This is a genomic window from Thalassovita sp. (assembly GCF_963691685.1).
Lineage (GTDB): Bacteria > Pseudomonadota > Alphaproteobacteria > Rhodobacterales > Rhodobacteraceae > Thalassobius.
Genome location: NZ_OY829290.1, coordinates 3,446,520 through 3,464,523, shown reverse-complemented (window position 1 = coordinate 3,464,523; position 18,004 = coordinate 3,446,520). Strand labels below are relative to the sequence as shown.

21 protein-coding genes and 1 other RNA gene are annotated in these 18,004 nt (G+C 60.0%); 14 read left to right on the top strand and 8 right to left on the bottom strand.

Annotated features, from left to right (window positions below; all coding sequences use genetic code 11):
• Positions 1–95 precede the first annotated feature (95 nt).
• The 4 genes from ACORLH_RS16615 to ACORLH_RS16600 all read left to right on the top strand — a co-directional run bounded on the left by ACORLH_RS16615 (position 96) and on the right by ACORLH_RS16600 (position 2,663).
• Positions 96–521 carry a hypothetical protein gene (locus ACORLH_RS16615; RefSeq protein ID WP_321829454.1) on the top strand — a complete coding sequence of 142 codons (426 nt, stop codon included), beginning with the start codon at positions 96–98 and terminating at the stop codon, positions 519–521.
• A gap of 44 nt (positions 522–565) precedes the next feature.
• Positions 566–967: a CZB domain-containing protein gene (locus ACORLH_RS16610; protein ID WP_321829452.1), complete on the top strand. Its 402-nt coding sequence runs from the start codon at positions 566–568 to the stop codon at positions 965–967.
• Positions 968–1,422: 455 nt separating this feature from the next.
• Positions 1,423–1,800: a hypothetical protein gene (locus tag ACORLH_RS16605; protein WP_058244873.1), complete on the top strand. Its 378-nt coding sequence runs from the start codon at positions 1,423–1,425 to the stop codon at positions 1,798–1,800.
• A gap of 488 nt (positions 1,801–2,288) precedes the next feature.
• Positions 2,289–2,663, top strand: a complete 375-nt coding sequence (locus ACORLH_RS16600; protein WP_321829450.1) for a hypothetical protein — start codon at positions 2,289–2,291, stop codon at positions 2,661–2,663.
• Positions 2,664–2,744: 81 nt separating this feature from the next.
• Here ACORLH_RS16600 and ACORLH_RS16595 read toward each other — a convergent pair whose 3' ends face one another.
• The 5 genes from ACORLH_RS16595 to ACORLH_RS16575 form a co-directional block, all read right to left on the bottom strand.
• Complete coding sequence (locus tag ACORLH_RS16595) at positions 2,745–3,902, bottom strand: SPFH domain-containing protein (RefSeq protein ID WP_321829447.1); 1,158 nt, start codon at positions 3,900–3,902, stop codon at positions 2,745–2,747.
• An 87-nt stretch (positions 3,903–3,989) separates the two neighbouring features.
• A complete protein-coding gene (locus tag ACORLH_RS16590) occupies positions 3,990–4,931 on the bottom strand; it encodes a DUF2927 domain-containing protein (protein ID WP_321829445.1) in 942 nt (313 codons plus the stop codon).
• 6 nt (positions 4,932–4,937) lie between these two features.
• Positions 4,938–6,137 carry a toxic anion resistance protein gene (locus tag ACORLH_RS16585; protein ID WP_321829443.1) on the bottom strand — a complete coding sequence of 400 codons (1,200 nt, stop codon included), beginning with the start codon at positions 6,135–6,137 and terminating at the stop codon, positions 4,938–4,940.
• Positions 6,138–6,219: 82 nt separating this feature from the next.
• The gene (locus ACORLH_RS16580) at positions 6,220–7,119 is read right to left on the bottom strand and encodes a 5-bromo-4-chloroindolyl phosphate hydrolysis family protein (protein ID WP_321829441.1); all 900 of its coding nucleotides are present in this window, start codon (positions 7,117–7,119) and stop codon (positions 6,220–6,222) included.
• Positions 7,120–7,314: 195 nt separating this feature from the next.
• Positions 7,315–8,445 carry a pseudouridine synthase gene (locus ACORLH_RS16575; protein ID WP_321829439.1) on the bottom strand — a complete coding sequence of 377 codons (1,131 nt, stop codon included), beginning with the start codon at positions 8,443–8,445 and terminating at the stop codon, positions 7,315–7,317.
• A 118-nt stretch (positions 8,446–8,563) separates the two neighbouring features.
• Between ACORLH_RS16575 and ACORLH_RS16570 the strand changes: the two genes are divergently transcribed.
• Positions 8,564–9,013: a nucleoside deaminase gene (locus tag ACORLH_RS16570; RefSeq protein ID WP_321829438.1), complete on the top strand. Its 450-nt coding sequence runs from the start codon at positions 8,564–8,566 to the stop codon at positions 9,011–9,013.
• Between the two features lie 8 nt (positions 9,014–9,021).
• Here ACORLH_RS16570 and ACORLH_RS16565 read toward each other — a convergent pair whose 3' ends face one another.
• Complete coding sequence (locus ACORLH_RS16565) at positions 9,022–9,726, bottom strand: metal-dependent hydrolase (protein ID WP_321829437.1); 705 nt, start codon at positions 9,724–9,726, stop codon at positions 9,022–9,024.
• 146 nt (positions 9,727–9,872) lie between these two features.
• Between ACORLH_RS16565 and ACORLH_RS16560 the strand changes: the two genes are divergently transcribed.
• From ACORLH_RS16560 to ACORLH_RS16525, 8 genes are all read left to right on the top strand, one after another.
• Positions 9,873–10,523, top strand: coding sequence for a ceramidase domain-containing protein (locus ACORLH_RS16560; protein WP_321829436.1), 651 nt, complete (start codon positions 9,873–9,875; stop codon positions 10,521–10,523).
• A gap of 35 nt (positions 10,524–10,558) precedes the next feature.
• Complete coding sequence (gene gatC / locus ACORLH_RS16555; protein WP_058244868.1) at positions 10,559–10,846, top strand: Asp-tRNA(Asn)/Glu-tRNA(Gln) amidotransferase subunit GatC; 288 nt, start codon at positions 10,559–10,561, stop codon at positions 10,844–10,846.
• Positions 10,846–12,333 (top strand): Asp-tRNA(Asn)/Glu-tRNA(Gln) amidotransferase subunit GatA, encoded by a 1,488-nt coding sequence (gatA, locus tag ACORLH_RS16550; RefSeq protein ID WP_321829435.1) that lies wholly within the window; start codon positions 10,846–10,848, stop codon positions 12,331–12,333. The genes gatC and gatA overlap by 1 nt, the downstream gene beginning before the upstream one ends.
• Positions 12,334–12,421: 88 nt before the next feature.
• Complete coding sequence (locus ACORLH_RS16545; protein ID WP_321829434.1) at positions 12,422–13,138, top strand: hypothetical protein; 717 nt, start codon at positions 12,422–12,424, stop codon at positions 13,136–13,138.
• Positions 13,139–13,148: 10 nt separating this feature from the next.
• On the top strand, positions 13,149–13,868 hold the full coding sequence (locus ACORLH_RS16540; protein WP_321829433.1) for an N-acetylmuramoyl-L-alanine amidase: 720 nt from the start codon (positions 13,149–13,151) through the stop codon (positions 13,866–13,868).
• A 51-nt stretch (positions 13,869–13,919) separates the two neighbouring features.
• An RNA gene (gene rnpB, locus ACORLH_RS16535) (RNase P RNA component class A) lies at positions 13,920–14,331 on the top strand.
• A gap of 178 nt (positions 14,332–14,509) precedes the next feature.
• Positions 14,510–14,677 (top strand): 50S ribosomal protein L33, encoded by a 168-nt coding sequence (gene rpmG / locus ACORLH_RS16530; RefSeq protein WP_007814563.1) that lies wholly within the window; start codon positions 14,510–14,512, stop codon positions 14,675–14,677.
• Between the two features lie 185 nt (positions 14,678–14,862).
• Entirely contained in the window at positions 14,863–15,429 is a 567-nt protein-coding gene (locus ACORLH_RS16525; protein ID WP_321829432.1) for a GNAT family N-acetyltransferase, read from the top strand.
• A 364-nt stretch (positions 15,430–15,793) separates the two neighbouring features.
• Here the strand turns inward: ACORLH_RS16525 and ACORLH_RS16520 are convergent, their stop codons facing one another.
• A complete protein-coding gene (locus tag ACORLH_RS16520) occupies positions 15,794–16,570 on the bottom strand; it encodes a Bax inhibitor-1 family protein (protein ID WP_058244864.1) in 777 nt (258 codons plus the stop codon).
• A 180-nt stretch (positions 16,571–16,750) separates the two neighbouring features.
• Positions 16,751–16,969 carry a DUF1127 domain-containing protein gene (locus ACORLH_RS16515; RefSeq protein WP_058244863.1) on the bottom strand — a complete coding sequence of 73 codons (219 nt, stop codon included), beginning with the start codon at positions 16,967–16,969 and terminating at the stop codon, positions 16,751–16,753.
• Between the two features lie 126 nt (positions 16,970–17,095).
• Between ACORLH_RS16515 and ACORLH_RS16510 the strand changes: the two genes are divergently transcribed.
• Positions 17,096–17,947 carry a LysR family transcriptional regulator gene (locus ACORLH_RS16510; RefSeq protein WP_321829431.1) on the top strand — a complete coding sequence of 284 codons (852 nt, stop codon included), beginning with the start codon at positions 17,096–17,098 and terminating at the stop codon, positions 17,945–17,947.
• Positions 17,948–18,004 lie beyond the last annotated feature (57 nt).

The following is an 18,004-nucleotide window of genomic DNA, read 5'->3' as shown; positions in this document are numbered from 1 at the left end:
TTTTTCCATTTTTTTGCTAAAAAGGGGAGGGCTTATGTCGTTTTGGGATCTGAACGCATAGAAAAGATACCGAAGCACACTCTTAGGAGCCCGCCATGACCGCCAACACGACTGCCACCGTGACCGCAAATGCCAACACCACCCCTGCCGCCTACCTGGGCCTGCATGTGGCGCTGCAAAGCGCGCTGAAAGCACATGGCGCCTGGAAACAGCGCATGGTGCGCGCCGTTGCCAACAAGAACACGCATATGTCGATTGATGAACTGCGTCTGGCAGAGGTCAGCGATTTTGGTCAGTTCCTGATGGATCTGCCGGTTGAGCTGCAGAAATCCCCGCGCCTGGCTGAGGTGCGCCGCCTGCACGCGGATATGCATATTGCCGCTGCTGATGTGGCGCTGCTGGTCAAGCAAGGCAAATACGAAGAGGCCCGCGCCGCACTGTCGACCGGCGCCTTCCCGCAGATCAGCGGTGCATTGAACCAGGCGCTGGTGCGCTGGCAGGTCCGTGATCTGGCTGCGTGAGTTTCGCTGAATAACTTTTGCGAGGCTCTGTGCGGAGGGGCAAGATGATGATGGCTTTGGACACAACACGGGATCTGACCCAAGATCTGGATCAGGCGCTTCAGGCCCATGGTGCGTGGAAACAGCGCCTGCGAGCTGCCGCTGTGCACAAAGAGGTGGATCTGCCGGTCAACAGCATCTGCCGCGATGATTGCTGCCGCTTTGGCCGTTGGCTCTACAGCCTGCCGGCTGAAAAACGTGATAGCCCTGAGGCGCGCACCGTGCAGCGCCTGCATGCCCAGTTTCATCGCGCCGCAGGGGCGGTGGCGAATATGATTGAGGATGGAATGTTTGATCAGGCCCTGTCGAGCCTGGCCACTGGCGGCTACCCGCAGGTGAGTGCCGAACTGACCCGCGCCGTGGTGGATTGGAAAGTGGCCCTGATGCGTGAGGCGCGCGCGGCTTAACCTATTTAAGACTTATCAGCGTTCGGAGATAGCGTTCAGGGCGGTCTGCAGCAGCAGGCCGCTTTTTTGTTGTCTGCCCCCTGTTTGGTGTCAGCACCGCGCCACTCACCTGCTTGCGCCTTGCCCCCCAAGGAAAGCGCCCAGCCCTGAAAACACCCGCCCTTTGACACAAAGCTGCCACATTTGCCGCCGTTCCCTGACTCGCTGCCACAGACTCAAAGCAAGCAGTTTAGCAGGGCGGTTTGGCACGAATCCTGCTGCAAACCCTTGAATAGACTGCATTTGGCAGGGCCAAGGTTACGAAACCAGGACCATGGTACTAGTCACACTAGGACCAACGAGACCTCGGCCCATACTTTATCGCAATTTCATCCTAAAATGGGGTGCGGTATTGTCGTTTGTAGTTACTGAGAGCAGCCCTTCGCACTAGCGAATAACCGAGAAAGAGATACGACATGGCCCAGAAGACAGTCACCAACACTTGCGAGATCATCAACAACGCAATCGTTGCCCATTTCGTCCTGGGTCATCAGCTGCGCGCCGCCGCCTACGAAGAAAACCGTGGCCTGCCGGTTCGCGCTTACAAGAATTCGCAGAAATGTGGTCTGGGCAAACTGATCGCCTTCCTGAAAGAAAACGATCAGATGACCGACCGCGCCAAAGAAGTGGACGGCCTGCACCTGGACCTGCACGACGCCGCCTGTGGAGTGGCCGCGCTGATCGCCACCGGTCACTTTGACGAAGCCATTGATGAGCTGTCCACCGGCTACTACGCCGAAGCCGCCGCCGCGCTGACCAAAGCGCTGTCGCAGTGGAAGATGGAAACTGCCTAAACCTACTGTTCGGTAACGATTGCTCTCAGGGCGCCCTCCGTGGCGCCTTTTTCTTTGCCCGCGTTCTGAAGGGGGGCGTGTGAGCAACTGGCCGATTGTGGGAATAGGGGGCTGCTTTGACCTATCCGTGCCAGCACGGCCAGATGTGGGTGCCCAAAGGATAGGTTTTGCCGCCAGTCCATAGGTCACGCGGGGAAATCACCGCCCGAATCCGGCGAATCCACCCGTTTTGGGCCCTTGGTGCCAACCAAAGGATATATCCCCCACCTATCCTTTTTGGGCCGCTTCTACCCCGGAATATTCGCCGTTTTTGCGACCTTGGTTGCAGAATCGCCATTGCGTTCAGACCAAGGCCCTAAGCGTCCTAGGACCATAGAGAGCGTAAGATATACTTTATAGAGATAGAGCGCGAATGGGGGTGGGGGTATAGTCATTTGTACAAACACAGAGCAAACCATCGCATAGCGAAAACAAAGAAAGATAGAAACATGACCCAGATGACCGTTATCAACACCTGCGAAATCATCAACAACGCAATCGTTGCTCACTACATCCTGGGTCACCAGCTGCGCGCCGCAGCGATCGAACAGAACCGCGGCCTGCCGGTACGCCTGTACAAGAACGCGCAGAAATGCGGCCTGGGCAAACTGATCGATTTCCTGAAGAAAAATGACCAGATGACCGCCCGCGCTCAGGAAGTTGACGCGCTGCACGTTGACCTGCACGACGCAGCCTGCGGTGTGGCCGCCCTGATCGCCACCGACAACTTCGACGCCGCCATCGATGAGCTGGCCACCGGCTACTACGCTGACGCTGCCGCCGCCCTGACCAAAGCCCTGTCGCACTGGAAAGTTGAGGTCTAATAGACCCGATAGAATTTACGTTTGCTCTGACTGAAAAGGCGCCCCTCGGGGCGCCTCTTTTTATGTAAGTTCTGCTAACAGTTACGCCGGTGGCGGCGGTGGCGGTGGCATCACCGTGAAGAGCTGCGCCAGCTCCGCCACATCCTCGGCGGTTTTCCAGCCGTCCTGACCCGGTGTCCAGACGTGGCTTTCGCGTTTCAACTCACCCGTTTGCGCCATACGCCCCATCTGAGCCTTGGAAAACGGTCCTTTGGTGGCGCCGTTTTCAGCCACATGCCAAACATGTTCCACCGGCGGGGGCGGCGGCGGGGCCATCGCGGCAGGCGCGGCAGCTGCCGGGGCGGGGGCACCACCCCAGGGACCGGGCTGTTGCTGGCCCGCGGTTTGGCCCATCATCTGCTGCCCCATGGCCTGGGCCATCTGCAGGCCCATTCCCATGCCCATGCCGGCGCCCATCGATTGATCCATGGCGCCGCCCTGGCCCATGGCCTCGGCCGCTTTCCACTTCATGTGATCGTCCAGATTGCCCGCGATCCCGCGTGAGGTGCGTTGATCCAGCGCCTTTTCCACCGCCGACGGCAGAGAGATGTTTTCGATATAAAGCTCAGGGATCGACAGCCCGTATCCCTTCATCACCGGATCGATGGCCTGCGCGATCAGCTTGCCCACTTCGGCGGTGTTTGCAGCCATATCCAACACAGGAATGCCCGATGCGGCGATGGCGCGGGAAAACTCCTGCACGATGATGTTGCGGATCTGGAAGCTGACCTCATCCATGGTGAATTCACCATCGGTGCCGACAATCTCGGTCAGGAAGAGCGCCGGGTCGTTTACCTTGATCGTATAGGTGCCATAGGCGCGGATCCGGGTGGGACCGAACTCAGGATCGCGCAGCATGATCGGGTTTTTGGTGCCCCATTTGAGGTTGGTGAACCGGTTGCTTGAGACGAAGTAGATCTCAGACTTGAACGGCGATTTGAACCCGTGATCCCAATGCTGCAGCGTGGTCATCACCGGCATGTTGTTGGTTTCAAGCATATAAAGGCCGGGGCTGAAGACATCGGCCAGCTGCCCCTCATGCACAAAAACCGCCGCCTGACTTTCGCGCACGGTCAGTTTGGCGCCGTATTTGATCTCATGGCCTTCACGTTCAAACCGCCAGACCAATGTGTCGCGTGTGTCATCCACCCAGTGAATGAGATCGATGAATTCCCCGGTGAGGAAATCGAAAATACCCATGGAACCCTCCTTGGTGGGCGGTGGATCCGCCATGTTCCTGTTGTAGGGGCGCGGTGGGCGCCCGGATGTTAACCCGTCTTGCCTGCCTCAGCTGCCGCCCGTGGCCTCCCGCGCCAATTGCGCGATGATCGGGCGGGCTTCTTCCAGCCCCATGCCGATGCGTAGACGGGGATCGTAATGCATCCGCAGCAGCTGTTCGTCATGGGTGGTGAGGAAGGCAAATTCGTCATTGTCGTTAAAGATTGAGGGGCGCGCCTCCAGGCTGTCATTGATCAGCCCTAGACCCTGCGCCATTTCCTCATGCACGCAGGATTTGCGCAGGATATCAGGGTGTTCGGCCCGGATCACCACGATGGAGTGGCGAATGTCATGGGCGTTGTGTTTGGCCGAGTAGCTGAGCATCAGACAATGGGTGGAGCGCGGCATCGTCTCAATCACCCGGAACGATCCCGGATCCATCTGCGGCACGATCTGGCGCAACCGCTGCATCATCTGGCCATGGTCGTCATAACCCATGAACAAAACGTTAAAGTTGGCGCTGTCCTGTGGCGCCATGCGGATGGGATGGTTGGTGACCCGGGCCAGACGTTCCGCAAAGAGGCGCACATTGGTGCCATCCAACTGACGTTGCTCCACCGGGACCGAGTTGCCGAATTCCACCGCAACCTTTACCGGCACCGACCAGCGCCGCAGTTTTGAGGGCGCGCCATCCTGCCGGCGTTTCCAGCTGCCGCTTTCGTATTCGTCATAAAACGCAATGGTTTCATAGTTTTGCGCCAGCTGCCGGGCGCTATAAGGCGTGTCCACACCGCCGCCATCTGTACGCAATAACCCTTGCGTCAGTAGGTCCGCCTGCAGGTTGCCGTAGTAGCGCGCCAGGGCCAGCGTGCTGTCTGAAGGTGTGTAAATGGCGGGGTGTGGCGCGATGGCGCGGCTGGGACCGGCGGTTTCTGAGGTGGGCATGCAGCCCGCCAGCGCCACAAGGGCGCTGAGGGTTGCGATAGTTTTTCGTTGTTTCACCCACCTCATAGCGGATCAGGCCTCTGGTACAGCGGTGGAGGCGGTATCCCCCAGACCGTCTTTGCGGGCCTTGGCAGCGGCGAGCGTGTCGCGCAGATCGCCTTCCATCTTCTGCAGGTCCGCTTCGGCGGCGGCGCGTTTGGCCTTGCCCTCATCCGCGATCTGCAGGCTTTCGTTGATGGTGGCGATCAGATCGGCATTGGCCTGTTTCACCGCCTCAATGTCAAAGACACCACGTTCCATCTCGGTGCGGATCATCTTGTTGTTTTCACGCAGATTTGCGGCGTTGGCGGTCAGCAGCTCATTGGTCAGATCATTGGCTTCGCGCACCGCTGCAGCGGCTTCGGCGCTGCGCTGAATGGTCAGGGCCTGCGCCAGCTGAGTTTCCCACAGCGGCACGGTGTTGACCAAGGTCGAGTTGATCTTGGTGACCAGCGATTTGTCATTTTCCTGTACCAGCCGGATCGACGGCAGCGACTGCATGGTCACCTGGCGGGTCAGTTTCAGGTCATGCACCCGGCGTTCCAGATCATCCCGCGCGGCGCGCAGATCGCGCAGCTCCTGCGCTTTCATGACCTGATCGTTTTCTGGTGCTGCGTTGACCTCCGCCTCTTTGGCGGGGATATCGGTGCTGTCCAGCTCGGCAATCTTGGCCTCACCGGCCGCGATGTAAAGCGCCAGCTCGTCGTAGAAATTCAGCGTCTTGTCGTAGAGCATATCGAGGGACTTGATGTCCTTCAGCAGCGTGTGTTCGTGTTTCAGCAGGTTGTCGGTGATCTGGTCGATCTGGCCCTGAACCGTTTCAAACCGCGCGGTGAACTTGGCAAAAGGCGCCGCACGCCCCATCAGACGTTCCCAGAAGCTCTGCTTGCGGCGGGTGTCCAGCTCACTGATCGAAAAGCCGCGGATGGTTGTCACGATATCGCGCAGGGAATCGCCTGCGGGGCCAACATCCTTGTTGCGCACATCGGCCAGCATCGCCTGGCTGATCGTCTGCAACTCGGCCTGCGCGGCTGAACCGAAGGCCACGATGGAATTGGTGTCCCCCATATCCAACTCGCCCATGCGTTTGCGGATCTCGGCGCTGACCGGGGCATCGGCCGCCTCCAGCGAGATCACTTCGCTGGCCTCGGTCGGTTCTTTCAGCGCAACGGCGGTGACTTCCTCAACCATGGCCAAATCAGCCTGGGCTTTCTGTTGAATGGTCTGTGACATGATATTCCCTTTCAGATGGGGCAAAATTGAGGGCCGGGGGCTCTGGGCGGGCGCCGGTTGTGCGCTGTTTCCACGGCGGTAGCTATTCGGTGGTGATGCCTTCTCGCTTCAGCCTGTCACGGAGCACCTCAATCTCAATCGTGAGGTCGCTGCGATCTTCCAGCAAGAATTTTTCGGTACGGGCGGCAAAGTTCTGCTCAAGATCATCCAGCAAGGCCAGATAATCCGCACGGGCCTGTTCATCGCGGGACCGGCCGTAGATTTCGGCAAAGCGGCTGGTCGCGTCACGTGCGCCCATCAGATAGACGGTCAGGTACTTGCGCGCGGCGGTCAGATCGCGCGGGTCGTCCTCGATCTTGCGAAACAGACCGCGGGCGGTTGCCTGAAACTGTTCCAACCGGCGGCTGGCCTGCCGATCCCCGGCGCGGCTCATCGCATCGCGCATGGCGGCCAGGTATTCCTCAGCCTCTTCAACGGCGCGGGCCACCCGATCGGTCTGGAAGGTGTCCACACCTTCCATGCCCTTGTCCTTCAAAGGATCAATGCCAAAGGCAAATCCATGCAGAACGGCGCCCAACACGGCAAAAATGGGCACCTCAAGTGGGCCAAACCCGGCGGCGCCGACCAAGCCAAGACCCAACCCCATCAGGATTGAGCCCAGAATTTTGCGTGGCAGGGCAGGGCGGCGGGCCACCTTGCGGGCATCATATGCCTCTTCGGCGCGCAGACCTTCGCGGGTCAGCCAGGCTGACACCAGCAACACCCCCAGCGCCGCCAGATACTGCGCCATCACCAGCGGCTCAGCGCTGAAGGCGTTCCAGATCAGCGGCAGGGGCGCGATGAACAACAGGTTAGACCGCATGCCGATGCGGCTGCGACTGGCGCCGCGAAACTCTTGCTGCGGGCTGGCCTGCGGGGTCGGGCGATCTGACGATTGGGTCTGGCCGTCCGGGCTGTATTTGCCACCAAATTTCTGTGCCATCATGCCCCTCCGAAAATCGTATAGAGCATGAGCAGCAAAAGCAGCACAAAGGCGAGTTTTTGCAATCCGCTTTGGGTCATCAAAGGCTCACATCAATAAATCATGTGTAAAACCTAGGGCCCCCCAGTCATTTTCGCTAGGGGGAAGATCGCCAAAAAACCTGCAAATATGCGATATTGCGGGGAATGTGGTGGTTCAGCGCGGTTTGCGTGCGCTGAAGGGCTTGCCTTTACCGCCGCCACCGGTGGGGCGGGCGGAGGCGCCGGATTTGGTCCCCGGTTTACCCCCCGGTTTTCCAGCCGGCTTGCCACGGCGCAGCGACTGGCTGGGATCCGTGGCGCGTTTGCCGCCGCCGGACCGGGTTGGCTTGCCATCAGGCTTGCCAGAACTGTCACGCGCACCGGCGCTGTTTGCCTTGCGCGGGTCACGGCCTTTGCCGCCTGCGCCGCGCGGGGCTTTCTGATCTTCTTCGCGCGGGCGGCCCGGCTGGCCGGGGCCACCAAAGCGCCCCTTGGATTTGGGTTTGCGCAGCGGGCGGCGCACCTTTTGGCCGGGGGCGGCGTCGGTGTCGCCAAAGTCTTCGGCACTGAGGCCCAGCTGGTCGCGCATCACTTTGCGGCGGATCTCTTCCACCTCACCCTGTTTCAATGTGCCCAGTTGGAACGGGCCGTAAGACACGCGGATCAGGCGGTTCACGCTCAACCCGATGCTTTCCATGGCGCGGCGAATCTCACGGTTCTTACCTTCGCGCAGGCCCACGGTGACCCAGGCATTGGCGCCTTGCTGGCGATCGAAGGAGACTTCCATCGGCTGGAATTTTTCGCCATCCACCACCACGCCTTTGCGCAGCGGGGTCAGTTTGGCGTCATCCACGGTGCCCTTCACCCGCACCCGGTATTTGCGCAGCCACCCGGTGGAGGGCAGTTCCAGCTGCCGTTTGATGCCGCCGTCATTGGTCAGCAGCAACAGCCCTTCGGAGTTCAGGTCCAACCGCCCAACGCTCATCACCCGCGGCAGATCCTCAGGCAGATTGTCAAAAATGGTTTCGCGGTCCTGCTCATCCTTATGGCTGGTCACCAGGCCGGTGGGCTTGTGATACAGCCACATCCGGGCAGGCTCCGGCGCTTGCAGGGCGCGGCCTTTGACCACAATGCGATCCTTGCCCGTCACGTTCAGCGCCGGGGAGGTGATGACCTTGCCGTTGACGCTGACCTGACCGGTTTCGATCAGCTTCTCCGCTTCCCGGCGCGACGCAACACCAGCGCGGGCAATCACCTTGGCGATGCGGTCCCCAGCAGGGGTGGGGGTGGCAGGTTTGTCGGACATAAGGCAGCCTTTGCACAGTAGGGGTGTTGCGGGTCACAGGAGAGCCGGATCAAGAGGCGTCAGACCTATCGCAATTTTGACTATTGCGAAAGCGCAGATCGCAGGGCAAACCCAAGGGATGACATTTCGCAGCTATATGGATCAGGCCCTGGAAGAGGCAGAGGCCGCCGCCGCCCGCGGTGAGGTGCCGGTGGGTGCCGTTCTGGTGGCGCCCGATGGCACCGTTGTGGCGCGTGCCGGCAATCGGACCCGCGAGTTGTCAGACCCAACCGCCCATGCCGAAGTGCTGGTGATCCGCGAGGGCTGTGCGCAACTGGGCAGTGAGCGGCTGCCGGGTCATGACCTCTATGTCACGCTGGAGCCGTGCCCGATGTGCGCCACAGCGATTTCAGCGGCACGTATTGCCCGACTGTACTATGGGGCCAGTGATCCCAAAAGCGGCGGGATCGGGCAGGGGCCGCGCATCTTCAGCCATGCGCAATGCCACCATGTGCCAGAGGTCTACGATGGCATCGGCGCAGCGCCGGCGGAGGCACTGCTGAAAACCTTCTTTGCGGCGCGCCGGTAGGGGCTCGGTTAATCGCTGCGGATAAATGCGATCGGGGTCAGGACCTCAGGCTCGATCACATCCACCCCCGGCAGGGCGGCGCTGAGGGCCTCGGCAGATTGCTCCAACAGCGGGAAGGTCTTGTAATGGCAGGGGATGACCGTCTTGAAATCAAAGAAGGTTTTGGCAGCATAGGCGGCGCGTTTCATATCCATTGTGAAATGCCCACCAGCGGCCAGAATGCCAATATCCGGCGCATGCAGATCGTTGAAGATCTTCATATCGGCCATCACATCGGTATCCCCTGAGACATAGATCGTGTGGTCTTCGCCCGCGATCATGAACCCGGCCTCAGCCCCGGCATAGACCGGCCCATCCGGCCCCGCCATGGAGGATGAATGCACCGCGTTGACCATGGTCACCGCAACCGCGCCCAAGCGCACGGTGCCCCCTTTGTTGAATCCCACAGTGGCGATGCCTTCTTTGGCTTCCCAATGGCTCATCAGATCGTAGATCCCGACCAGCGGCACCGACAGGGATTTGGCCAGCCGCACTGCGTCGGTGGAATGATCGCCATGGCCGTGGGTCAGCAAAATGGCGGTTGCGCCGTCGGTTGCCTCATCTTCGCGGCCCTCGGGGAACATCGGGTTGCCGGTGAACCAGGGATCAATCAGCAGCACCTGATCTTCGATCTCAAGTCGGAAACTGGCATGGCCCAGCCAGGTGATTTTCATGTGGCGTCTCCCGTTCATCTGTTGGTTTGGTCGTGGGTTTTGGTGAGCCTAGCACGGCTTAGCCGAATTGCGAGGGGCTTGGCAGAACGGCGACAGCGGGTATCTTGAAACGATCTGAGGGTGAATTGACACCGGGTGGGGGTGAAATGTTCGAACCGATTAACGGCTATTGCGAAAGACTGGATCCCGGGCTCTGGGCGGAGCCGGTGAATTTCCTGACCAATGTCGCCTTTATGTTCGCCGCGATTTGGATCTGGCCGGGATTGCGCGGCATGATATGGGGGCAGGTGCTGGCGGTGAACCTCTTTGTGATCGGCCTTGGTTCTGCGCTGTTTCATTCCGTGGCACAGGGCTGGGCGGCCATTGCCGATGTTATGCCCATCCTGACCTATGTGCTGATCTACATCGCCCTGTCGCACAGGGAATACTGGGGCCACAGCTGGCGCCGCACGGCGGTGTTTTTGGTGCTGTTTGTTCCCTTCGTCGCCGCCACCCTGCCGTTGTTTCAGATGGTGCCGGGGCTTGGATCATCGGCAACCTACGCCCCGGTGCCTTTGCTGATCCTGATCCATGCGATCCTGTTGCGCCGCCAGCTGCCACAGGTGGCGCGGGGTCTGGCCATCGGGGCCGGGATCCTGTGCCTGTCGATTCTGATGCGCGCGATTGATGAACCGCTGTGCCCCGTCTGGCCATTGGGCACGCATTTTATGTGGCATATCCTCAATGCCGTGATGTTGATGCATATGATCGCCGTCTATCGCGCCCATATGCTTGCAGCGACGCGGGCAGAGCGCTAAACGCTTTAGCAACGCGAAAACGGAGATCTCTCGAGATGTCGATCGACACGAAAACCGCCGCCAAAGTGGCCAAGCTGGCCCGGATCAAGGTGGAAGACGATGCGCTGCCGGCGCTGGCGAATGAATTTAACACCATTCTGGGCTTCATCGAGCAGCTGAATGAGGTGGATGTAGAAGGTGTGGAACCGATGACCTCGGTCACCCCGATGCGCCTGAAGCGCCGTGTGGATGAGGTCACCGATGGCGGCCAACAGGACAAAGTTCTGAAGAACGCGCCGGATGCGCGTGAAGGCTTCTTTGCGGTTCCGAAGGTAGTAGAATAATGACTGAGCTTAACAAACTGACCCTCGCCGATGCGCGTGACAAACTGCGCGCCAAGGAAGTGACCTCGGTTGAGCTGACCCAAAGCTGCATTGACGCCATCGAAAAAGCCGATGCGCTGAACGCCTACGCACACAAAACCCCGGAAATCGCGCTGGAGCAGGCCAAGGCCGCTGATGCGCGGATTGCCGAAGGTGATGCGCCTGCGATGTGTGGTCTGCCGGTGGGCATCAAGGATCTGTTCTGCACCAAAGGTGTGCCCAGTCAGGCGGCTTCGGCCATTCTGGAAGGCTTCAAGCCGGAATACGAATCCACCATCACCTCGAAGCTGTTCGATGCAGGTTCGGTCATGCTGGGCAAGCTGAATATGGATGAGTTCGCCATGGGCTCGTCCAACGAAACCTCGGTCTACGGCAATGCTGTGAACCCCTGGCGTCGCGGCAATGATGACGCGCAGCTGACCCCGGGTGGGTCTTCGGGCGGTTCGGCCTCGGCTGTTGCGGCGGATCTGTGTCTGGCAGCAACCGGCACTGACACTGGCGGTTCGATCCGTCAGCCTGCCGCCTTCACCGGCACCGTGGGCATCAAGCCGACCTACGGCCGTTGCTCGCGCTGGGGCGTTGTCGCCTTCGCCTCGTCGCTGGATCAGGCCGGCCCGATGACCAAATCCGTGCGCGACGCGGCGATCATGCTCGAAGCCATGTGCGGTCATGATGAGAAAGACTCGACCAGTGCAGATCTGGCTGTGCCGAACTTTGAAGCCATGCTGACCGGCGACATCAAAGGCAAGAAGATCGGCATCCCCAAGGAATACCGCATGGACGGTATGCCGGGTGAGATCGAAAAGCTGTGGGCAGATGGTCAGGCGATGCTGAAAGATGCCGGCGCTGAGATCGTCGATATCTCGCTGCCGCACACCAAATACGCGCTGCCGGCCTACTACGTGATTGCCCCGGCCGAAGCCTCCTCGAACCTGGCCCGCTATGACGGTGTGCGTTTCGGTCACCGCGCCACGCTGGAAGCAGGCGACGGCATCACCGAGATGTATGAAAAGACCCGCGCCGAAGGCTTCGGCCATGAGGTACAGCGCCGTGTCATGATCGGCACCTATGTGCTGTCGGCTGGGTTCTATGACGCCTACTACAACCGCGCCCGTCGGGTGCGTGCGCTGATCAAGAAAGACTTCGATGACGTCTTTGCGGCAGGCGTCGACGCGATCCTGACCCCGGCAACGCCTTCGGCCGCCTTTGGTCTGGGCGAAATGACCGATGCGGATCCGGTGCAGATGTACCTGAACGACGTGTTCACCGTTACGGTGAACCTGGCCGGTCTGCCGGGCATTTCGGTGCCTGCAGGTCTGGACAGTCAGGGCCTGCCACTGGGGCTGCAGCTGATTGGCCGCCCATGGGAAGAAGGCGATCTGCTGAATACCGCCTACGCCTTGGAAGGCGCCGCAGGGTTTGTAGCCAAGCCCGGCCAGTGGTGGTAAGACACTTAAGAAAGAAGGCCCGGGCATGTCTCGGGCCTTTTTGCGAATAGGCAGTGATAACAACAGCAAAGACGACAGGCAGGGCAGGATGATGCGGCATATCTTGGGTGGATTGGCACTGGTTTCTCTGGCGGCATGTGATCCCACAGTGCCCGATTCCGCAGCCGGTGTTGGCTTTGGGGATTACAACGAATACCAGCGCGATCAGGCGTCTCGTGAGGCCGCGCTAAACGGCCAGCCGCTGCCTGCGGCCACCGCTGTGTCCTCTGAAACGCTGGCAGGCGCCCCTGCCGCTGCAACACCCACGTCAGATGCCGAACAGCTGGCCGCCGATGCTGCCGCAGCGCTGAATTCCGGCGAGGCCCCGGTTAACGCAGATCCCTCGAACCCGGCGCCCGCAGTTGCGGTAAACGCCTCGGGCATTTCGGATGAGAACAATTTTGACAACGTCTCCTCCTTACGCACCATCGAAAGCGACAAACAGCGGATCGCCCAGAACCGCGCGCAATATCAGGTGGTTGAGCCGACAGCCCTGCCATCCCGCACCGGCAGCGAAGGCCCCAACATCGTCGCCTATGCGCTGCAGACCAGCCATCCCGTAGGCGCCCAGATGCACAAACGGTTTGCCGCCTCACAGGCCCGCGCCGACCGCAACTGCGCCAAATACGCCTCGCCTGATCAGGCGCAATCTGCCTTCCTGGCCAAAGGTGGCCCGTCCAAGGACCGGCTTGGGATTGACCCAGATGGTGACGGCTACGCCTGCCGCTGGGATCCCAGCCCGTTCCGCAAGGTGAATGGCGGCTGAGCCAGACGCCATGGCTGATCTGAACATCATCCAGCATCCTTCCCCCAATTTTGGCGGACGCCGCGACGGCGTGACGCCTGACATGATCGTGCTGCACTACACCGCCATGCCCACCGCGCAGGCGGCGCTGCAGCGGCTGTCTGACCCCAAGGCAGAGGTCTCAGCCCACTATCTGATCGGCCGCTGTGGTCAGATCTGGCAGATGGTTGAGGAAGACAAACGCGCCTGGCACGCCGGCGCAGGGTCCTGGGGCGGGCAGGGGGATGTCAACTCCCGCTCCATCGGGATCGAGCTGTCAAATAGCGGGGCGGAACCTTTTTCCGAGCTGCTGATGTCCTCACTTGAGGCGCTGCTGCGTGATCTGATGGCCCGCTGGGACATTGCGCCGGAACGGGTCATTGGCCATTCCGACATGGCGCCTCTGCGCAAACAGGACCCCGGCGCGCGGTTCGACTGGCAGCGTTTGGCGTTGCAGGGGCTGTCGGTCTGGCCCGAGCTGAAGTTTGCAGATTCGCATTTCGAACCGGATTTCTGGAATCAGGAGCGGATCCTGGAATTCGCCGAATTGCTGCGCCAAATCGGCTATGATGTGCCCGTCGGGGAATTGCCCGGCGCCGTCTATCTGGCGCAGTTCAGCAGCCGGTTTGTCAAAGGCCGTCCAGTGGCCACCGGCCATGCTTTCGCAGCCGCAATGGATCTGGCAAACCGCTATCCCGCCCGGCGCGCCTAATCCACGGCAGCAATTGACCCGGCCCGGCTTTCGCTCTAGGACCGCCAGTGCGCGGAGGGCCGGATGGCCGCTGGCGGTTGGGTAACTGGCCGCGAGAGGAAAGTCCGGACTCCACAAGGCAAGGGTGCCGGGTAACGCCCGGCGGGGGCAACCCCAGGGAAAGCGCCACAGAAAACAGACCGCCCCGCGGACCAGAGGTTCGCCAATGGAGCATCCGACGGGGTAAGGGTGAAACGGTGGGGTAAGAGCCCACCGCGGGTCTGGCAACAGAACCGGCACGGCAAGCCCCACCCGGAGCAATGCCGAATAGGGGCCTCACGCGGCGTGTCCGCAGGGTTTTGCTTTGACCCAGAGGCCCGGGTTGGCAGCTAGAGGTCTGTTGGCAACAGCAGGCCTAGATGAATGGTCATCTCGGATGGGTTTCCATCTACGACAGAATCCGGCTTACAGGCCCTCCGCGCATAGCGAAACTTCCCCCCTTTCAGGGGCTGGAAAACCCGCAAAACAAAGGCTTTTTAGAATCTGCCCAGAATCCTGTCATATTGCTGTTGACTCGGGGGGCCGATACCTTAAAAGGCAGGCTTCAAGGATTCCGCGGGCGGCCCGACTGACCCGTATCGATTGAGACTGGAGATATAACAATGGCGAAGCCGACGACGATCAAAATCCGTCTGAACTCGACCGCTGGCACGGGCCACTTCTATGTGACCAAGAAAAATGCCCGCACCATGACCGAGAAAATGGTTGTACGTAAGTACGACCCGGTTGTGCGTAAACACGTCGAATACAAAGAAGGCAAGATCAAGTAAGATCTGCCCTTCTGGACAAGTTAGCGCCGTGTCAGGGAAACCTGGCGCGGCGTTTTCTTTTGTGCCTGCCTTCTGCAGGACACTTGTCTGGACGGTAAAACCTGCCAGATATTCCACCCTATTGCTGCACCCATTGATGCCCCTTGCATGGGGGCGGCGCTTTGTGGAATGCTGGGCGGATGGGAATGTTATCGCAAACATTGCAGGCAGCGCTGCGTCAGACCACCAAAGAAGGCCTTGTTGAAGGTCATGGTGACCTGCGGCTGCGCCGTGCACGCCCCGAAGATCGCGCCGCAATTGATCAGCTGCTGCGCCGCAGTTTCCCGCAGCTTCTGAAGGCGGACTACCCCCCTTCGGTTATGGTCACTGCGGTGCCGCTGATGTCCCACGCGAATCCCCGGCTGCTGGCGTCAGGGCGTTACTATGTCATTGAAACCCAAGGTCGGGTGCTGGCCGCTGGCGGTTGGAGCAAACCCACCGCCACCCGTGGCCGTGGCCGCGCTGGCATCGGCCATCTGCGCCATCTGGCGACGGATCCGGACTACCTGCGTATGGGGCTGGCAGAGGCCATTGTGACCCATGTGCTGGAGGAGGCGCGCCGTGAGGGCGTCACCGAGATGCAATGCATGTCCACCCGCACCGCACATCGGTTCTACTGGGCGCAGGGCTTTCAAAGTGGTCGGGAATTGCAGATCCCGCTGGCACAGGGAATCACCTTCCCGGCGATTGAGATGTGGCGCAAGCTGGATTGATCCCGCCGCATCGTGCGGTCAGCGCACCACTGATTTGCTAGGCTCAGGACCCATTAGTTTTCCCGCACCGGCGTCAAAATCGCAAAATATCAATGGTTTGAGGTGCGCCGGAAAGAGTGGCTCTCTTTTCAAGCACCTCAAACCATTGAGATGCAGCGATTTTGGCGTCTTCGATTTGGCGGTTTTTCGAACTGAGCCGCGTCACATGACCTTGAAATAGATCATTATACCTGCGGCCATGTTCCTAGTCAGTTCGAAAATCTGCCAAACCGGTGCGGAAAACTTAATGGGTCCTGAGCCTAGAAGCAGCGCAATAAAAAAGGCCGGTCAAATGACCGGCCTTTGCTGACTGATGTCAGATGTCTTATTCGCGGTTGCCCAGCAGGTTCAGCAACATCATGAACATGTTGATGAAGTCCAGGTAGAGGCTCAGCGCGCCCATGATGGCGGCTTTGCCCAGCCACTCCTGGTCGCCGTGGTGGGCGTGGGCCAGGTAGGTGGTTTTGATGTTCTGGGTGTCATAAGCGGTCAGACCCGCGAAGATCAGAACGCCAATTGCCGAGATCGCCAGGCTCATGATGCCCGAACCCAGGAAGATGTTGACGATCGACGCAACAACCAGGCCGATCACGCCCATGATCAGGAACGAACCCCAGCCCGAGATGTCTTTCTTGGTGGTGTAGCCCCAGATCGACAGGCCAGCGAAGGCAATCGCGGTGACCAGGAAGACCTGAATGATCGATTGACCGGTGAAGACCAGGAAGATCGAGCTGATCGAAACACCCATCACTGCGGCGAAGATGTAGAACACGGTCTGTGCAGTGGCGGCCGACATGCGATTGATACCGGCGGAGAAGCCGAACACAAAGGCCAGCGGTGCAAACATCACAACCCACTTCAGCGGCGAGGCGTAAAGCGAATAACCCAGCTGGGTCAGATATTTATCCGCGCTCAGCTGCGCAACGGCTGCGGAAGGATCGGTGGTGACCGCCAGACCGGCCAGCGCCCAGGCGGCCAGGAAGGTGATCAGCATGCCTACGGACATGGTGCCGTAAACTTTGTTCATATGGGCGCGCAGACCCTCGTCGATCTGTGCGGCACGGGCACCCGCTGCGCTCCGGATGGTGTCGAATTCAGCCATTAAAGCCTCCGATAGAAGTGTGACAGCCCCAAGTCGTTGGGGTCTTGACGCAAATATCGGGTAGGGGCGGGCTTATTTCAAGAGGGCGCAACACAAAAGGAGGCGCAAAGTTGCGCCTCCGTCATCGGTATTTCGTCGCTAAGTCGACGCGAATTTTCGCTCAATACGTGCGAAAGACGGTCACTTGATCCAGTTGGCGGGGGCGTCCCACACCGGACGGGCTGCTTCGGCCTCTGCTTCTGCGCGGCTCAGGCCCATGTCGCTCAGCGCGGCCGAGTCGAGGCTTTTCAGCGCGCGGCGCTGACGATAAAGAGCGTTCAGATCCATCAGGCGGCTCAGAACGGATTTGCGGGCGGCTGCGGGCAGGCAGGCTGCGCTGTGCGAAGTCATGGTGGTCATGTCGGTCTCACTTTCCTGACTGTGATTCGTTAGGGAGTAATTATCATTTCTGTTGATGTGTATGCCTGACTATGGTTCATAGTGAAAATGAATGTTTGACGATTCACTTATCAAGGAATGTGATGAATGCGGAATCTTGATGTCACCACCCTGCGCTCTTTCGTGGCTGTGGCCGAATTGGGCGGTGTCACCCGCGCGGCCGGGTTCTTGAACCTGACCCAATCTGCCGTCTCGATGCAGCTGAAACGTCTGGAAGAGTTGCTGAACCTGTCGCTCATTGACCGCTCCAGCCGTTCCGTCAGTCTGACTGCATCGGGGGAGCAGCTGCTGAGCTACGCGCGCCGCATGGTGAACCTCAATGATGAGGTGATGTCACGGCTGACCGATCAGGCCTATGAGGGTGAGATTGTGCTGGGCGTGCCGCATGACATTGTCTACCCGGCGGTGCCACGGGTGTTGCAGCGGTTCCACGCGCAGTTTCCTCGGATGAAGGTGCAGTTGCTGACCAGTTTCACCCGCGAACTGAAGGACCAGTACCGGCGCGGTGAGGTGGACGTGATCCTGACCACCGAAATCGGTCTGGATGCCGATGGTGAAACGCTGGGTGCCCTGCCATTGCAATGGATCGGCGCGGCTGATGGTTCGGCTTGGAAGCAGCGCCCGCTGCGTCTGGCCTTTGGCCGCAACTGTATCTTCCGTGGTGGCGCCATGAAGGCGCTGGAACGTGCAGGCACGGCTTGGGAGTTGGGGGTGGAAACCGACAGTGACCGCACCATTGAAGCCACGGTCAGCGCTGACCTTGCTGTGACCGCGATGCTGGAAGGCACCAAGCCGGACCATCTGGAGGTGATTGATCATGGCGGCGCCTTGCCGGCGCTGACCCAGCAGAACATCAACCTCTATGCCGCAGAAAAGGGCAAAGGGGAGGTTGTGCAGGTGCTCTGCGATCAGCTGCGTCAGGCGCTGATGCGCAGTTAAGGAAAGTTAAGGCGATTGGCGCGGCTCGCTTGTTGCGCCAATCGGCTGCATAGCTGG

What these genes read in the sequence shown, in the direction of transcription:
- ACORLH_RS16615 (WP_321829454.1), top strand. Translation starts at nt 96, where the DNA reads ATGACCGCCAACACGACTGCCACCGTGACCGCAAATGCCAACACCACC.
- ACORLH_RS16610 (WP_321829452.1), top strand. Translation starts at nt 566, where the DNA reads ATGATGATGGCTTTGGACACAACACGGGATCTGACCCAAGATCTGGAT.
- ACORLH_RS16605 (WP_058244873.1), top strand. Translation starts at nt 1,423, where the DNA reads ATGGCCCAGAAGACAGTCACCAACACTTGCGAGATCATCAACAACGCA.
- ACORLH_RS16600 (WP_321829450.1), top strand. Translation starts at nt 2,289, where the DNA reads ATGACCCAGATGACCGTTATCAACACCTGCGAAATCATCAACAACGCA.
- ACORLH_RS16595 (WP_321829447.1), bottom strand. Translation starts at nt 3,902, where the DNA reads ATGGGTATTTTCGATTTCCTCACCGGGGAATTCATCGATCTCATTCAC.
- ACORLH_RS16590 (WP_321829445.1), bottom strand. Translation starts at nt 4,931, where the DNA reads ATGAGGTGGGTGAAACAACGAAAAACTATCGCAACCCTCAGCGCCCTT.
- ACORLH_RS16585 (WP_321829443.1), bottom strand. Translation starts at nt 6,137, where the DNA reads ATGTCACAGACCATTCAACAGAAAGCCCAGGCTGATTTGGCCATGGTT.
- ACORLH_RS16580 (WP_321829441.1), bottom strand. Translation starts at nt 7,119, where the DNA reads ATGGCACAGAAATTTGGTGGCAAATACAGCCCGGACGGCCAGACCCAA.
- ACORLH_RS16575 (WP_321829439.1), bottom strand. Translation starts at nt 8,445, where the DNA reads ATGTCCGACAAACCTGCCACCCCCACCCCTGCTGGGGACCGCATCGCC.
- ACORLH_RS16570 (WP_321829438.1), top strand. Translation starts at nt 8,564, where the DNA reads ATGACATTTCGCAGCTATATGGATCAGGCCCTGGAAGAGGCAGAGGCC.
- ACORLH_RS16565 (WP_321829437.1), bottom strand. Translation starts at nt 9,726, where the DNA reads ATGAAAATCACCTGGCTGGGCCATGCCAGTTTCCGACTTGAGATCGAA.
- ACORLH_RS16560 (WP_321829436.1), top strand. Translation starts at nt 9,873, where the DNA reads ATGTTCGAACCGATTAACGGCTATTGCGAAAGACTGGATCCCGGGCTC.
- gatC (WP_058244868.1), top strand. Translation starts at nt 10,559, where the DNA reads ATGTCGATCGACACGAAAACCGCCGCCAAAGTGGCCAAGCTGGCCCGG.
- gatA (WP_321829435.1), top strand. Translation starts at nt 10,846, where the DNA reads ATGACTGAGCTTAACAAACTGACCCTCGCCGATGCGCGTGACAAACTG.
- ACORLH_RS16545 (WP_321829434.1), top strand. Translation starts at nt 12,422, where the DNA reads ATGATGCGGCATATCTTGGGTGGATTGGCACTGGTTTCTCTGGCGGCA.
- ACORLH_RS16540 (WP_321829433.1), top strand. Translation starts at nt 13,149, where the DNA reads ATGGCTGATCTGAACATCATCCAGCATCCTTCCCCCAATTTTGGCGGA.
- rpmG (WP_007814563.1), top strand. Translation starts at nt 14,510, where the DNA reads ATGGCGAAGCCGACGACGATCAAAATCCGTCTGAACTCGACCGCTGGC.
- ACORLH_RS16525 (WP_321829432.1), top strand. Translation starts at nt 14,863, where the DNA reads ATGTTATCGCAAACATTGCAGGCAGCGCTGCGTCAGACCACCAAAGAA.
- ACORLH_RS16520 (WP_058244864.1), bottom strand. Translation starts at nt 16,570, where the DNA reads ATGGCTGAATTCGACACCATCCGGAGCGCAGCGGGTGCCCGTGCCGCA.
- ACORLH_RS16515 (WP_058244863.1), bottom strand. Translation starts at nt 16,969, where the DNA reads ATGACCACCATGACTTCGCACAGCGCAGCCTGCCTGCCCGCAGCCGCC.
- ACORLH_RS16510 (WP_321829431.1), top strand. Translation starts at nt 17,096, where the DNA reads ATGCGGAATCTTGATGTCACCACCCTGCGCTCTTTCGTGGCTGTGGCC.